The sequence below is a fragment of the Tritonibacter scottomollicae genome (assembly GCF_003003215.1).
Taxonomy (GTDB): Bacteria; Pseudomonadota; Alphaproteobacteria; order Rhodobacterales; family Rhodobacteraceae; genus Epibacterium; species Epibacterium scottomollicae.
The window spans coordinates 1-14779 of sequence record NZ_PVUF01000031.1; the positions used below are offsets into that span (position 1 = coordinate 1).

Sequence of the window (14779 nt, forward strand, 5' to 3'; positions counted from 1 at the left end):
AACAAACAAAACAAACACCGCGGGATGGAGCAGCCAGGTAGCTCGTCAGGCTCATAACCTGAAGGTCGTAGGTTCAAATCCTACTCCCGCAACCAGTACTAATTCTCCAATAATATCAACACCTTCCAACCGTGCCTCGCCAGAGTGCGCGGCTCTCGGCGTTGCAATGACCGCCGCCGACCCCGTCGCAAGACGCAGCAGCGCCGCAAGATCACCCTCCAGAGCGATCTCAACGCCCGTGTCACCCTTCGCAGGGGTCAGCACAAGCCGATCCACCAAAGCCCGAAGCGCTTCCTTCGCAGCTGGCATCTCTGTGCTGGTCCCCAGACCCGCGATCAATGCGGCCACCCGCTCGCGGTAGGTCACCGCCATTGATGGATGGATCAGGATCGGATCCGGGGCAGGGGAGGCGGAAAGCCTGCGCTCGAGCTGCTGCCGTTGCTGATCGAGCTCAATCATCCGCTCCTTCACCTGCTCCGCTGGAACACCTGCGATAATCGCGTCCACCAGCTTTTGGTGATCGCGTTTGGTCTGGGCGAGGCCGCGTTCCAGGGTCTCTCTCGCGCCCTCGGCCTCCCGGCGCAGCCGGTTGCGTTCGTCGGCATAGGTCTCGCAAAAGACCGCCAGTGCCTCTGGATCCATCAGGTGATGAGTCAGGGCGTTCAGGACCCGCGCTTCCAGATCCGTCTGGGCAATCGTGCGCATATTGGCGCAAACCGCCTTGCCCTTGTTGCGCGCAGTTGAACAGCCGAAGGCCGATTTGGAGACTTTCGCAATGCCGCCACCACAGCAGCCACAGGTCATCAACCCGGAAAACAGCGTGCGGGGCCGGCGGCGATCCCAGGGCTTGTCCAATGGGCTCTGTAACGTCAATGCGCCCTGGCGGCTTCGGACCCGATCCCAGAGCTCCTGTTCAATGATCCGCAGCGCGGGCACCTCCGTGATCACCCAAGCGCTTTCGGGGTTGAGGCGCGAGATCCGCTTTCCGCTCAAAGGGTCCTTCCGATAGTTTAGTCGGTTCCAAATCTGTCTCCCGATATAGAGTTCATTGTTGAGAATACCGGTGCCGCGTTGGCGATTGCCATGGATGGTAGAGGCGCCCCAGTATCGACCGGACGGCGGCGCGATGCCTTCGGCATTCAGGGCTTCGGCGATTTTTTTGGGGGACAGGCCATTTGCATAATCCTCAAAGATGCGGGTCACGATCTGTGCCTCTACCGGCTGGATCTCGCGATCGCCTCGGATGGGCTCTCCGGAAGCGTCGAATTGCTGTTTGACCCGGTAGCCGTAGGAGATACCGCCAGCTGATTTGCCTTTGAGCGCCCGGCCTTTGAGGCCCCGGTGGGTCTTCAGGGCGATGTCTTTCAGCTGTAGCGCGTTCATCGTGCCCTTCAGCCCGATGTGTAGCTCCGAGATCTCGCCTTCGGACTGTGTATGGATCACCGTATCGGTGAATGACATCTGTTGGTAGATTTGCGCCACATCCGCTTGGTTGCGGCTCAATCTGTCGAGCCCCTCGGCGAGAACGACGTTGAAGGAACCTGACTGGTTGTCACGAAGCAGGGACTGGATGCCCCGTCGCATGAGGCTGGCACCGGACACCGCATGATCGGAGTAGGTGGCGACCACTTCGGCCCCAAGCGACTTGGCGAGGTCCTGGCAGCTGCGGATTTGATCTTCGACAGAGGCGTCGCTTTGCAGGTCCGTGGAATAGCGGGCGTAGATGGCGGCGCGCAGGAGGTGGGGCATGAGCTGATCCGTTTTCTATTGAATGTCCATGTTATGGTCGCGCTCTGCTTCCGCCCGCGCGAGCGCACGCAAGAAGGAATAGAGCTTTGATTTGTCCGGATCGCGTCCGGTTGTCGGCGCGTTCCGCTTGTCGCGATGGCGCCGATCATGTGGGGTCGGGCTTTGGGCATGCCTGTATCGGTCTCGTGCCATGGGCCGAGGTCTCCTGTTCTATGACGGCGTTGAGTGCCGTGAGGTTGATGAAAACAGGATACTCGGTGGGATGTAGGGCTCTCTAGGAGGAGATTTGGCTCGAGGGGGGCTCATGTCGCATTTATGTGGAAAACCTCCCCCTGGCGGGTCACAGGCGGTCGCGCTGGGTGGCCTCCGGGAGGCTAGGATCTAACGCTCTGATCCGTCAAAGTTTTACCTAGAGAGAGTTCTCCATGTTTTTGAGAGCGATCGATTGGGGGCGGAGGGTTTGTCAAAAGCTATTGCGCAAATCGCGTGCAATCTGGCCGTCATTGCGGCGGGTTTGCCAAATGTAAAATGGCAAACCCGCCTCGTATCAGCTCGGATTGGAACCAGCCTGCGGGCTGTCAATTGGCGGGCGGGCTGACGGGATCAGATCTTCCAACCAGGGTCGAAGATCCTCAGCATCCATCTCCCGCACCTTGAGCAGGTGCGCCGCAAGGCGTTCCAGACGCTCGCGATGCGGCTCAAGCAGGCGCAAGGCGCGGCGCTCCATTTTGTCGAGTTTGACCCGCAGCCGGTCCTGGTTGTGCTGTGTCAGGCGAGACATGTCGGTCTTCCCGAGCCAGCTGTTGCCATGGATCCCGAGGCCAGCCTGGCGATCGCAGCTCAGAAGCAGCTGCGTAGCCAGCTGCAGGTCGCTGCCGTCGTCGCCACCGGCGCCCGCGCTGATGGTGCCCAAGGTCAGCCGTTCTGCCGAGCGCCCAGCCAACAGGATCGTCATCTCATCCTCAAACTCGCTGAGTAGTCCCTCATGTACGACATTGGACCTGTGAGTCTGCCCGGTGCCATTTGACAGCACCATTCGAGTCACGGGCACGGCCCGGAGGAGGGCGGCTGCAATCGCATGGCCACTCTCATGCAGCGCGATGCGGCGTTGGCGTGCGTTCATCTGTGGGGTCGCGGCAGGCAGATGTGCCAGTACCCAAGCGGCATCAAAACTGCCACCTGCCCGGCGCGCGGTTGACCTTGCTGATCGCAGCTGCGCATCGATCTCTGCGGGCGTCTGCCCGGCGAACGCGCGCGCCAGCTCCTCCAGCTTTGTGTCCCCTGGGAGCACGCGGGAGATCATGTGCTGGATTTGTGCGAGCGGTGGACGTCCGAGTTCTGCGTGGTGGTCAAACCTGCCGGGTCGCAAAATTGCGGGATCCAGATTCCCGGGGTGGTTGCAGGCGCCGATGAGCAGCACGCCTTCGGCCCGCATCAGTACATCTACTTCGGCCAGGAAATGGTTGATGACGTTCCGTCTATAGTTGCTGCTGTGCTTGTCCGCACTGTCGCGGGACCCCGCTGCATCGAGCTCATCAACAAACAGGACGCACGGCTTTTGGCTGATGGCTTCTGCAAAGCTCTTGGTCATTGCGCCCAACATGTCCCCCAGATGCCCGGTGGCTTGCCAGCTGCCGAAGGACCCTTGGACAAGGGGTACATCGGCTGATGCGGCGATGGCGCGCGCAAGGAAAGATTTTCCGGTTCCGGGTTCGCCGCTGATCAAGAGCGAATGTGAAATGTCAGACCATTTGGTCTCGCCTGCGCGCCAAGCCGCGAGATCGTCGACCAACCCTTCAGCGGCACGATGGGCGGGCGAGTGGCCGTTAATGTCTTGCAGGGTCATACGGTTGGGATCAACTGGTGTGTGCAGCAGATCCGACATCTGTTTTGCCGCCCCTGCCGCCGTTGGCGCACGCAGACTGGCAAGGAGGATCGGTGTGTCCAGCGATTTGAGGGCAGCACCGTCCGGCAGAAGCGGACGCACCACATCGCGGTCGATCTTCCGAGTCGCACTGTGAGTCTCGGCCAAGAGCATCAGCATCATGTCCCGATCGACGGCGGCGAGCCGCTGAGCTTTGGGAAGAACATGGCGCAGGTTGGGGTCGAGCTGCAGCTCATCGGGAAGAAGAATGAGCAGGGGATGAGGTTGCGCCAGACTCGATAGAACTTTCCGTTTGAACTCGCGTTGGCTGTTTGGGCTGAGCGTGCCTGAATTGCCGACCGGCGGAGAGATGATTTGCAGGGCAGGCGAGGTCGCGCTTTTTGCCGCATAGGTTTGCCCCGCCCAGCCCTCAGGCAGGAACAAGCGCCCGATCTGCGTGGCAGCAGTCTCCATCTGGTTCATTTTGAAACCATCGATCACGTTGACAGCACCTGGTGCCAGTACCCGCTCGCAGAAATCGCGATGTGTGCGAAAGGTGGCGGCGAGTTGCAGGCACACCAGGACCTTGTCAGCTGGGATACGTTGTTGTGGGCTGTCGTTGCCATTCTCATCCATTGCCCAGCCATCAATCCCGACCTCACGCAGTTCGACGAGCTCCTGGCTGTCGCGTGTTTGCGCCTCTTCAAGTTCGCTCAAAGCTTCCATGAGGTTCCGGGCGGGCGGATCCTCGACAGGGACGATTTGCTTGGCTTCATCGAAGAGATCGTCGGTGACGACAGTTTGAGCGTGGCGCAAACGGCGCAGGATATCGCGGGCGTAAGGTGCCCAGCTCTGAGTATTGGACATAAGCGTTCTCCATAGGTTCGGGGTCGGCCAAGGCCGATTTGAAATGACTAGATGAGGGGGCGGGGGTCAGGCGTCCGGCAGGAGGGGCAGTGCGTCGAGCATATGGAGGATGACCGGTTCCAGATTTGCGGTGTAAATCTCCGATTTGACCCGGAGCCAAGGCGCATACATCTCGGGCGTGACTACGGATCCGGGATGGTCGCGTTTGAGAGCGGCGTGCATCTGCTTTTCCACACAGAGTGCTTTGTGGCCGCTCGATTGGGCGACGCTGTGCAAGATCTTCGCTTGAAGATCTGGGCGCCTTTTGAGCTGATAGGTCAACCGGCTCTCCGGGTTCCGGGAGAAGCCCAGCTTCACGATGGGTGCCTGCCCTGGCAGTTCAAACCGCATACAATAAATGTAGCTGCGGGCTGAGGCCCAGCCTTTGCCACAGGACTCGCAGTTGAAGCGGCCGGTTTGCATGTTCACGCGGGCGATTACCTGTTGGTGCCCGCAGCTATGTCGGTAGCTGCGATAGTTCAGGTCGCGTGTGGGCGCGGCGCCGAGGAGAACCCAGCCTTGAGCCTCCGCTTCCACCTCCTCTTTCGTGTTCTGGCAGATCTCGCAGCGGTGTGAGCATTCGCCGTCAGCGATGCGCTTGATAAGCTCGAACTGGCGCCGCAGCTTGTGGCCGCAGGGGGCTTCGTAAAAGCCATAGTGGCGATCTTCCGGGTCACGTTCCAGGAACGCCACCCCTGCAACGGTCGCATCTTCGCGCCAACGTGTTTCCACACAATGGGGGCACAGAGGTTGGTTGTTCATCAGCACAAACAGTTTGGTCCGGTGCGTACCGCCGCAAGTCTCGCAGCGCAGCAACAGGTGGTAGCGATCATCGACACGATCGGTGATGGTGAAGCCTTTCGCTTGCGCGATCTCCGCCCAATGGGCGTGGATGACAGTCGGGAATGACGCTGTAGATGGTGTTTGTGGACAAAGGGTCATAGTGACCTCCGGGAAAAGGGGATCTGGCCGCGCCCGTGCATGGGCGCAGTGAGCCGACAAGCGACCTCGAGCGGTGCCGAACAAGGCGCCGGCGATAGGCGGATCGATCGAGTTGGGGTTAGGCCGCGGCTGTTGCCGTCATCGCGCGTTGGTCACCTGCGTTGTCGGTGGGATCGACGAAGAGCGGCTCTTCCGCGAACTCGCCCAGATCCGCCATTGCGTGCAAGTGATCCTGGTGGACCTCCAACATTTGCTGCACACGATGGCCAACCGGATCGTTCTCAAAGCAGGCAAAGAGATGGCCATGACTGCCCAGGACGGCGTAGAGTGCGGTGAAATCCGCCCCTGTCTCGCAGGTGATGAGCGCGCGTGTCAGCAAAGAGATCCGCTGAAACGGTCTGTCCGCGTCCCGCGAAATCGGTGCTGTCGTGATTGAAGCGATGCGATCAAGCACATTGTGTCTTGCAGCTTCAGCATCGGTCAGCCAGTTGGCAAAAGCCGGGTCGAAAGAGTCTACGCATTCAATGTCTCGCTCGTATTCAATGTACTGCGCAAGCGCGCCGTTCAACTCGCTGAAACTCCGCGAAATTGGGCTGTGGGCAAAATGGGTACGTGGTTCCGTCACGCGCGGAGGCGTGGTAGCCAATCTATTAGCCATGTGTGATCTCCAGTGATCATGCAGGGTTAGGACATGGGCGAGGGGGTCGGATCCCTTGCTCATGTCCGAATTATATGGTACCAAAAAACCGAAAATCAAGAAAATAGATTGCCTGATGGAAAAAAAACGAGGTCGTCCAAGTAAAGACTCTGAGGCCGTCAATCTTCGCCTTCCACGTGAGCTTCTGGAAGTTCTGGATGACCGCCGCCGGGCAGAGCCTGATTTGCCAACTCGGCCCGAGATGATCCGGCGCGCGCTGGTCCAATGGTTCGAGTTGACCCAAACGCGCGAAGATTGAAGAGGGGCGGCGCTGTGTCGAAGTTGGCTTCGGGAAAATCTGCAATGGCCATCGTGAGACCGACACGGGTGGCAGCTTCCCCCCGTTCTATGCGGTGGGCTGATCTGAACTGACCAATCAGATACTTCCCGACAATCACACACATTAAGAAAACCGAAAATATATGACATCCTAGGCCCCCGGCAGGGCGGGTCCAGCAGGCTGCTGGCCGCAGGAAGTGTGTTGAGGCGAAAGCCGATAACGCACTGACGAGGAGGGGATCGAAGGGGGCATCCCCCTCGCGAACAGGTAAGTTGTAAGTCCAGGGCTCAGCCTGGGATTGCAACTTGCCTAGTGAGTACGCTTGTTGAAAATCCGTATACTTTTGTGTCGGGATTTTCGCCGGGATCTCGGAGAATCGGGTTAGCGCAGCAGATCCGAGTGATAAGATGACCGTACACCCCAAGTTTACCAAGTCAAAGCCAGTTAGCCCGAAAAAATACCCGGTTGTCCTCCGCTTCAAGGGGCTTTGGCCGCGAGACCTTCGCAGGTTTATTTTCCATGACCTGCGCCGTGGCGGGGACCTCGCCCACGTCGATCTCGGACTCACGGACTCCAACCGCGTACTGTGCGGCGAGGACGATTGGGACCAGGTCATCCGGGATGAAGTCGCACAGATGAAGCAGCATAACTTCGAGGAGCATATTGCTGCGCTGGAGGCGAAATCACGCAAATCCGAAGCTGACAAGGTGGAGGAAGCGGGACCTGCTGACCCGTGGCGTGCCAGCAGGGAGGGGCCGCTCAGAGAGGGCGTCTTGACCGTCAACAAGGATTGGTTTGGCGGAGGCGGGCAGGCGCAGTGGAAACCGGAGCGGGTCGAGGCGTTCCGGCAGACTGCGATGTCGTTCTTGCTTCAGAGCTTCCCGGGTGGTCAACTGCGCTACGCATCGTTGCATATGGATGAAGAAGCCCTGCACATCCACTTTGTGGTGGTCGTGTGGGCTGAAAAACCTTCCGCCAACCGTGGTCATCAGGTCCTGCTGCAACCATCTGAAAATCCGCTGCTCCGGAATTATGAGCTGGCCCAGGATATGGCGGGTGCCGCTTTTGCGAAGATTGGGATCACTCGTGGGGAGCGCCGCGCCGAGGCCCGGCGCCAGGCCCGGGCGGAGGGCAAGCCTCTGGAGAAAAAGCGGCGGCATGTGCCGCCGTCAGAGTGGCGCGCGGAAGAGCGCCGCAAGGCGCAAAAAGAAAAGAAACGTCTCCACGCTGACGCTGTAGAGACGGCGAAGGCGACCGTCGAGGACGGTCGGGACCTTGCCAAGGCTGCGGTGAAAAAATCGCGCAAGCGCGCCATTAAAGAGGCGCAGGCCCGCAAACAGCGGGCTGCGCAAGAAACTGCAGAAGCGATCCGGCTCCGCGATGCGGCCGAGAAGGAAGCGCTGCAGTTTGAAAAAGCGGCTGCCGCCGCATCTTCCCTGAAATTGGGGTTTGAGACCGCGATCGGAACGTTAATGCCGTTGGCAAAGGGGTATGAGGAGAGGGCAGAAAAAGCTCTTGAAAAGTTCCAGGCGAAGGTTGCGGAGCGAAAGGTGGAAGAAGAAAAGTTGGCGCGGATCAATCGCGAAGCGGAGGAGGGAAAGAAAGGGTTGGCCGACCTGCGAAGGCGCGAATGCGGCCTTGTCGCAGAGGTCCAGTCGCTGGAACAACATCGCGCCCAAGAGGCAGCGGCATGTATTACCGCCCAATCTGCGCGTCAGGTGGCAGAGCAGAAACTGGAAGACGCGGTAACGCAGCTACAACAGAAAGTCGCGGAAGCGGAGATCATCTCAGAGGCCATTGAAGCTGGTTTGGACTTGGTTGCCGAGGGCGCGCTGCTTTGGCGAGAAGAAACGAGCGATCGGAAAACGGGCATGGTTTGGGGCGAGGCGGCACCGAAAACGGGTGACCTGCGGGCGGAAAAGCGGAAGCAAATCCATCCTGCGATGGGAATGGTCACGCGAATTGCGCAACTGGTCGCACGTACCGTCAAACGAGTTCTCGCCAAACAGCGCCAAAAGTTGCAGGACGATGCGGAATATGTCCGTGGCCTGCGAGAGCAGTGGGAGCCAGAGGCTCAGGCTCGTCTGGCGCAGATCTCGCAAGGGACAGATGCGGGGCCTTCGTAAAGATGGGCGGATTGCAGACCTTGGCTGCTAGTGCTCGGGTCATGCGTCGGGAAGGCAAAAGCAGCCATTCAGCTCCCAAACAGCCGCCTCTCGGTGCTGCGGCCCCCATCAAGGGCAGCAATGCGCAGTTAGCGACATTTGCAAAGTCCCGTCCTGACCAGTACGCCAGAGGCACGAACGGCCCAAATCGGCCATTGATCGCGCTTTCAATCGCTGCGGTGCGGCTGCCCCAGACCGGCCATTCGTCCATCGTGCAGCATTTTCATGTGATGAAGGTCGGTAGAGCGGGACGGAGCTGCCGTAGGAGATCGCCTTCCGAAGGTCAGCTTTCGGATTTCAACACCCAATCTTGTGCTTTGATTTCGAGGGTTTCATCTTTCAAATAGAAATGAAAATGCTTTGCCCCAACGCCTTCCATCTTAATCCAAGGCGTAGAGTTCATGTTGTCTTGAGTGTTGCCTGAAATTTCGTAGAACTCACCCCATTCTGGTGCAAGCCCGCTGAAACGGCACTGGCCCGAATACCAGCCTTCATCGTTGACTGACGTAACGCGATATTTGGAGCAGTTTACGAAGCTGACAGCGATTTCGGGGATGTTCTCATATTGGCGATAGGCGTAAGGATTTGGTTTCATGCGGGCAATCAACTCATCTCCGCGCTCTTCAAGCCTGAGACCCACATCATTCGGATGGGCGTTCCAGTCTTCATTCAGTCGGATGAACTTGGGGAGGTCGTCAGTCTTGAAATGCCATGGCAAATCCGCTTTTGGTTTCCAAGTTACCCAAAGACGGTTTGGATGCCTTGCTAAGGGTTTCAATTCCTCCGTTGGTTCGTTGACCAATACGGCGATACTGCCAAGGCCAATCAGCGGCCAGCCTGTCAGGCAGCTTCGCATCCGCTGTCTATCAACTTGTGCAATCGACAAGTTACGATCTGCCACCTGAAGCACATCCCCAATCTCGGGAACGTGGGTAAGTTGATCAAGCATAAGAACCGACTGAGGTTGCCCAGAACCATCGGTAGGAAGGCTGAATATGTCGGTCAGACGACCCTTCGGTTCGTGCATCCTCGGCCCCTTAGAAATTTCTACTGCCAACCACGAAGAAAGACAGTTTGTCGACTTTTTTCATCATAGCAGACCTTTGTGCGCCGCGCAGCATCGGTCAACAAGGGCTCTAAGCGGACATGCAGCGGTGCGGCAGCAAGGTAGCAGCAATTTCGCACCAAGTTCCAGCCGTCAGATGACAGCAGCTAGCCCTTCCAAGACATTCGTGCCTGGCGCAGCATTACGATGGGCTTACACCGGGGGCGGGGAGCGGACCCTGGCTGCGTCTGCGAAGGTTCCGCGCCAGGCGGGCAAAAGCGGCCATTCAAGCCCTCGCCGAGCGAAACCCACATGCTGCGCTGCGCACCAACGTCAGCAAAGCGCAGATAGCGACCTTTGCAAAGTCGGCGGATCTGGCGACATGGCGAGCGATCCATGCCGCATGCGCAAAAGGAAGAGCTGGCCTTCGCCGCACGCGCAGCCGCCGACCACCTTCGAACGGCAGGGATGCGGACGTAAAGCGGGCTTTCGCTGCATCTGCGCCAATGGCTGTTGGCGTAATGACGATGAGCGGCCTCACGTCCGATTTTGTCTAACAAATACCGTTCTCAGAACGGTAAAAGTCATGATGGCAACCTGAACTTTGGGCCACTCAAGTCTGGACAATACTGGTGGAAGTTGCAATCTGTCAGATCAGCCATTTTCGATGGAGAATTTCCGAGGAAGACCGATGACAAAGTTTGAAGACCGAAGAGCCAAATTTATCTGCCCAACCAAAACAGATGTTGAAGTATCAGGGGATAAAATCGCAGGTTATCTCTTAAGGTATGGTGTTCCGACTATTTGGGCGGCATCTGCAATAACTCTCACTTTGGCTTTTTTTATGCCCGAACCAGCGGAACGAGCAGCGTCGTTCCAAAGAAGTGGAAACTTGCTAATCGTAATTGGTTTGTTTTTTGCACTTTGGAGTGCGTGGAAAATTCAAGCCATGGAGCGAGTTCGGGGCATTACCTACGACATCTATTTCCAGATTGAAAAAGACAAGAACCCACATTTCACCGAAGCACAAGCATGGGAGATTGCTTACCTTCGGGTAGATCGGGCGTTGCCGGGATTGATCAATGCTATGCAAAGGCGACTTCTCCCTCACGAAATCCTTGTAGTTGCACTTGGGACGCTTATTGCGGGTTATAGCGACATTTTGATCAGTTTGTTCTTGTAGGAAGTCACGTGAGTTGAGCAAAAAATGAACCTGACCTTTAATCTTCAAAGCATATCTCGCACTGATCTTACTCTATTTTCATTCTTGGCATATTATTCGCCACCGTCTTTCAGGTCCGACGTCCTTTTGAGAATAGAGTGACCTTGTGCAATAACAGCATCCAAGGAGCCCAGAAATGGGCTCGAAGCTGCCTTGTGGCGGTGCAGCACGCGATGCTTGACCGTGATGGGACCGGAGGGGTTCCCCAGGTGACCGCCCTCAGCCCAAAGCGGCCGATAGTTCCAGGCGTGACTTGGCGATAGCCGTCCTTTGCCGTGATAGTTTTCCAAGCATGAAAGAGAACTGCTCGCCTTAAGAACCACTTGTCCGTTTACGTTTGCACGGATAACTTCTCACTTGGTTTATGGAGAACTTTGCGAAGATGTGTATCGGACAGATCCTGGGGTGGCTCAAAGATGCAGTGCAGATTGCATTTTGGGTGATTGGTGCATCTCTTGCCGTGCTCTCATACCGACACGCTAAGACAAGTATCTTTCAGCCCGCGAAGAACGAGGTTTTCAAGATTCAAATTGCAACCCTTCAATCCTTGTTGGGAGAGCTAAACTGGAGATCAACCGTTGAATGCTGGCACGGTTCTGGCCTTTCTTCGTCAGCTCAAATCACCCTTAACCGAGCCTTTAAGGGATATGCCAAAGATCAGTTTGGCGCCGAGATCGCTTCAGATATGGATGAAAAGCTAATTTCTGTTGGTGGAATAATTTCTCCTAACGCTAGCGGATTCCGCTTAATCAAAGGGCCCGCTGATGAAGTCGATGATGGTGATGCATGCGTAACAAAAGAAGTTACGTGGAGTGAGTTTAACTGGGAAATATTCGATGTCAGTGATCGGTTTCAAAATCTCAACGATCAGATCGAGAGTGCGCTGAATGATCCGGTTATGCCCTCTAAGGTTCTGTCTGAAATTAGAAATTTTCACGCGGAGCTACTCAATTCGGCGAAGCGCGCAGCTGAAGATGTGGAGAAAGCAGTCCGTGAGTTCCCCAGGCACTACTCAACTGAGCAATCTTTGCAGGGTGCAGATCTCACTTGGGCGCACAACATGAGACACGAACGAGGTGAGAAATTGTTCCAAGCTCTCAATGAGGTGAAAAAATCTGTTCGCAGCTACCTGCAGTCAGACGACTTGCTTGACGATGGATAAGCAATACTTGTGAACGATCTCGTCCCACGTTTGGCTTATGCCGCAATCGGCAGCTGAGGGATGCCCATTGCCATACATTTCTCCCTTAATGACGGACCGCTTATGCTCGCTTTAGACCCGTAGGGGGGGCTAAAATCTGGATCGCGAAATGTCTTCAGTCAGCCCTTCTGCGACGTTGAATATGAGCATTGAACCTGAGCTGCTGGGCGTGCAAAATTTCAAGGCTTCGCTCCGAAACCTGACAATCAACGGCGTGTTCTTGCACTCCATGATGCGGCAGTCTACCTGAGCAGGACGAAGCAGCAATGTTCTGTGAAATGGGTCGTGGCAGCTATTGTCCACTCTGAAGCAGAGACGAGGATAGACCTATTGCCCACCTATACCTTCACCCGTAGTAATTGCTACGATACATATTTATTCGATTGAGAGGAGCTGGTATTGCGTGAGAATAAGAGATCGCGAGAGATATTGCGAGTTTTTGCCAAGATCAGCGGTATTTATGGAGAAATCGGTCAAGATGTTTTTCGGCTAATTGTTGAAGCCGTTGGCTTGCCGGTTCCCAAGGAGTTGCAGCGTGAGGCGCTTGATAAGCGTTTGAAACGGTTGGATGATGCCCGGGATGCTCTCTACGACACTGTGACCGCAGTTGATGAACTTCGTGACGAAATAGAAGAAGGCAGGCAAGAACACCAGCGTGTTATGTCTGAACTTTCACGGACACTTGAGTCGAAGGAGAGCGCAGATAGCAAGCTCGCAAGCCTTCGCAAACTAATTGAGGCAGACCAAGATACACTTCGAGAGGTCACCGCCCCTCAGAACGTTGTGCGACAACATACGATTGGTTTCATCCTTGGAGTTACGGCCTCTCTAGTCGCTGCTGGCCTGATTTATTTTACCCCTTTGGCTATCGGAGCGCTGAGTTCGTGGAAAACTTCCGAAGCCACAAAGCAAGCGATTGAGCACGATGATGTCCGCACAACGGTGGGAGACTCAGGAAGTAACAACTAGTTCAGCATATTCTGAAGATCTGCCCTCAAGCTAGCAGCACGTTCTGGATGCCCCGAATGTGAACCGACAGCGGTTTCCGTTGATGTGCTCTTTCCAGCGCACACGCTGCATCGGGCCGCCATTCGGTTGCCAGATAGGAAAACTTTGCAAAGGTCGCTGTCCGCGCTTCGCTGACCTTGAAGCCGGGCGCAACATCCCCTGGGCCAACTGAGCAGATTTGAAGGTCCGCTTTCAGGAAGCCTTTCGCGCACGCAGCAGTGCCTTCGCTGCGCCTTGCATGAATGTCGTGATTGGGCTGGCTGCCGCCATCTAGCGTCTGGGAGCTGGTGCGGAACCGCTGCGACCCTGCTGCCGCACCGCCGCATGTCCACTTAGAGCCCATACCTACCAGACTTCCGCAATGTGGCGAATGTCGGCTTATGGTGTCCGGACTGCACTCACGATCTGCTTCATGTGGCGCATGTCGGTGCCGCAACACCCTCCTAGAACCTGAATTTGAGGAAAGCGCAGCCTGATATCGGACAACTGCTCTCCCAACTCGGTCGGATTGCCGTCATCCAGTTCTTCGGCTTCGTCCAGTTCAGCATGGCTGCAGCGTGACGCATTGGCAATGATACCTCCCACGCGCTGCATCCACGGTGCGTCTTCGAGGACTCCCGAGAAATGCTCAGGATGCGCGCAGTTGATCATGTAGTATGCCGCATAGCTATCAGTCCCACCATCGACCTCTGATATTGCATCCTCAAGCGACGCGCCGGTTGGCAACCGCCCGTCTGTTTCCACAGTGAAAGAAATGACCACCGGAAGATCAAACCTGCGGGCCGCCCTGACGATACCAATCGCCTCAGATGGGTACGCCAAAGTGTATCCGCTGATTACATCCACTTCGGTGTTTGCCAGTACAGATATTTGCTCCGAATGATAGCGTTCCGCCTCTTCCGCGCTCATTTGCGCTTCTGGCGCGTATGCATCGTCACGTGGTCCGATATTCGCACTGATGATTGTCGGAGCATGGTCGCTTGCTGCACGAACTGCCGCCATCATGGCAATAGCGTCGAGATTAAGTTGCTTGAGTTCGCAGAAGTCGTACCCAATTGCATCTCCGCGGTCGCGGTTAGCCACCCATGTCGGGCTCTCAAGGATGACACCAGAATGCGTTTCCTTGCCAAGAGCGATCATGTCTTTCAGATATCCCTTGAGAAGCTCTCGACCCTCCGTGGTTTTCAAAAGCGGGTACGAAGCAAAGCCGGGCAAATCGACGCCCTGATTGAATATTAGGTCGGTTTCCATCCCGACGTAGGCCAAAAACAGGTCGGCATTACTGGGAGGAAAAGTGTCTCGGTGGATTGACATTGTTATGGACCAGTCGCGTGTAACCCTATCAGACTATAACAACCGGCGCATCATGTGTCACTGATCCACACGTAAGAAGCGGCCATTGGCGTAGCCGCAGCGAAAGGGCGCTCAGTCCCGCAGTGCCGACCTTCATGTTCCTGAATTGCTGCGCAATGCACGAAGGGCTGGTTTGGTGAAGCTGCACTGCGGCGTCGGAGGCGGCGATCAAGGTCGGCTTCGGGCCGGTCGCTTCGGACGAGTGGACTGCCGGCGAGCCATGCTTCGCTGCACCCTGGTCGGACGTCCGCGAAGCGCAGATAGTGACCTTTGCAAAGTCGCATGAACCGGCGGCACGGAGGGAGACTTGTGCTGCATGCGCACCTGAAAGAGCCGCCCTTTGCCGC

General features: G+C 56.6%; 13 protein-coding genes, 1 tRNA gene and 1 pseudogene. 8 read left to right on the top strand and 7 right to left on the bottom strand.

Translation table 11 applies throughout. The features are described from left to right. Positions 1–18 precede the first annotated feature (18 nt). Positions 19–95 (top strand) — tRNA-Met (locus CLV89_RS21300). Here CLV89_RS21300 and CLV89_RS21305 read toward each other — a convergent pair. Further along, complete coding sequence (locus tag CLV89_RS21305; RefSeq protein ID WP_243395111.1) at positions 52–1170, bottom strand: recombinase family protein; 1119 nt, start codon at positions 1168–1170, stop codon at positions 52–54. The two genes, CLV89_RS21300 and CLV89_RS21305, sit on opposite strands and share 44 nt — an antisense overlap. Here CLV89_RS21305 and CLV89_RS23070 point away from each other — a divergent pair. Further along, on the top strand, positions 1084–1308 hold the full coding sequence (locus CLV89_RS23070) for a hypothetical protein (protein ID WP_065335514.1): 225 nt from the start codon (positions 1084–1086) through the stop codon (positions 1306–1308). The two genes, CLV89_RS21305 and CLV89_RS23070, sit on opposite strands and share 87 nt — an antisense overlap. A gap of 60 nt (positions 1309–1368) precedes the next feature. Here the strand turns inward: CLV89_RS23070 and CLV89_RS23075 are convergent. Next, positions 1369–1701: pseudogene (locus CLV89_RS23075) on the bottom strand (recombinase family protein); the annotation flags it as partial. Here CLV89_RS23075 and CLV89_RS23080 point away from each other — a divergent pair. Next, positions 1606–1839, top strand: coding sequence for a hypothetical protein (locus CLV89_RS23080; RefSeq protein ID WP_243395108.1), 234 nt, complete (start codon positions 1606–1608; stop codon positions 1837–1839). The pseudogene CLV89_RS23075 and the gene CLV89_RS23080 overlap by 96 nt on opposite strands. 457 nt (positions 1840–2296) lie before the next feature. Here CLV89_RS23080 and CLV89_RS21310 read toward each other — a convergent pair whose 3' ends face one another. The 3 genes from CLV89_RS21310 to CLV89_RS21320 all read right to left on the bottom strand — a co-directional run bounded on the left by CLV89_RS21310 (position 2297) and on the right by CLV89_RS21320 (position 6119). Then, positions 2297–4480 carry an AAA family ATPase gene (locus CLV89_RS21310; protein ID WP_106165611.1) on the bottom strand — a complete coding sequence of 728 codons (2184 nt, stop codon included), beginning with the start codon at positions 4478–4480 and terminating at the stop codon, positions 2297–2299. 66 nt (positions 4481–4546) lie between these two features. Beyond that, positions 4547–5545 carry a 3CxxC-type zinc finger protein gene (locus CLV89_RS21315; protein WP_243395109.1) on the bottom strand — a complete coding sequence of 333 codons (999 nt, stop codon included), beginning with the start codon at positions 5543–5545 and terminating at the stop codon, positions 4547–4549. Positions 5546–5579: 34 nt separating this feature from the next. Beyond that, positions 5580–6119 (bottom strand): hypothetical protein, encoded by a 540-nt coding sequence (locus CLV89_RS21320; RefSeq protein WP_133166775.1) that lies wholly within the window; start codon positions 6117–6119, stop codon positions 5580–5582. A gap of 61 nt (positions 6120–6180) precedes the next feature. Between CLV89_RS21320 and CLV89_RS21325 the strand changes: the two genes are divergently transcribed. Together CLV89_RS21325 and CLV89_RS21330 are read left to right on the top strand one after the other, a co-directional pair. Then, a complete protein-coding gene (locus tag CLV89_RS21325) occupies positions 6181–6417 on the top strand; it encodes a ribbon-helix-helix protein, CopG family (protein WP_243395110.1) in 237 nt (78 codons plus the stop codon). A gap of 428 nt (positions 6418–6845) precedes the next feature. Next, positions 6846–8564, top strand: coding sequence for a plasmid recombination protein (locus CLV89_RS21330; RefSeq protein ID WP_106165614.1), 1719 nt, complete (start codon positions 6846–6848; stop codon positions 8562–8564). Positions 8565–8886: 322 nt separating this feature from the next. Here CLV89_RS21330 and CLV89_RS22485 read toward each other — a convergent pair whose 3' ends face one another. Continuing rightward, positions 8887–9630, bottom strand: coding sequence for a hypothetical protein (locus tag CLV89_RS22485; RefSeq protein WP_133166776.1), 744 nt, complete (start codon positions 9628–9630; stop codon positions 8887–8889). A gap of 709 nt (positions 9631–10339) precedes the next feature. Here CLV89_RS22485 and CLV89_RS22490 point away from each other — a divergent pair. From CLV89_RS22490 to CLV89_RS21350, 3 genes are all read left to right on the top strand, one after another. Then, a complete protein-coding gene (locus CLV89_RS22490; protein WP_133166777.1) occupies positions 10340–10831 on the top strand; it encodes a hypothetical protein in 492 nt (163 codons plus the stop codon). Between the two features lie 421 nt (positions 10832–11252). Continuing rightward, complete coding sequence (locus CLV89_RS21345; protein ID WP_133166778.1) at positions 11253–12032, top strand: hypothetical protein; 780 nt, start codon at positions 11253–11255, stop codon at positions 12030–12032. 438 nt (positions 12033–12470) lie between these two features. Beyond that, on the top strand, positions 12471–13040 hold the full coding sequence (locus CLV89_RS21350) for a hypothetical protein (RefSeq protein ID WP_106165618.1): 570 nt from the start codon (positions 12471–12473) through the stop codon (positions 13038–13040). Between the two features lie 417 nt (positions 13041–13457). On the opposite strand, the gene CLV89_RS21360 is transcribed toward CLV89_RS21350, so the two are convergent. Next, the gene (locus CLV89_RS21360) at positions 13458–14393 is read right to left on the bottom strand and encodes a homocysteine S-methyltransferase family protein (RefSeq protein WP_106165620.1); all 936 of its coding nucleotides are present in this window, start codon (positions 14391–14393) and stop codon (positions 13458–13460) included. Positions 14394–14779: the final 386 nt, after the last annotated feature.